Genomic DNA, 412 nt, shown 5'->3' with positions numbered 1-412 from the left:
CGTGGGACCACGGCCAAACACCAAGTTGAGCACGCCAGCGGGGAAGATTTCCGACGCCAGTTGTGCCAGGCGCAGGGCGGTCAACGGTGTCTGTTCCGACGGCTTGAGCACCACGGTATTACCGGCGGCGAGGGCCGGGGCGATTTTCCAGGCGACCATCATCAGCGGGTAGTTCCACGGCGCGATGGAGGCGATCACCCCCACCGGGTCGCGGCGGATCATCGAGGTGTGGCCGGGCAGGTACTCGCCACCGGCCGAGCCGCTCATGCAGCGGCTGGCGCCGGCGAAGAAACGGAACACGTCGGCAATCGCCGGGATCTCATCGTTGAGCGCGGCGCTGTAGGGCTTGCCGCAGTTGTTCGATTCCAGCTTGGCCAGCTCTTCGCCGTGGGCCTCGATGGCGTCGGCGAGC

General features: G+C 67.0%; 1 protein-coding gene. It reads right to left on the bottom strand.

The features are described from left to right. Window positions 1-412 (bottom strand): aldehyde dehydrogenase family protein (locus tag NPS56_RS31030; RefSeq protein WP_274078180.1); only part of this gene is annotated, 412 nt, incomplete at both ends.

It is taken from the genome of Pseudomonas putida (assembly GCF_028682635.1).
Lineage (GTDB): Bacteria > Pseudomonadota > Gammaproteobacteria > Pseudomonadales > Pseudomonadaceae > Aquipseudomonas > Aquipseudomonas putida_AE.
Note: the sequence above shows the minus strand (reverse complement) of the source record. Positions and strands in the feature narration are given on the sequence as shown.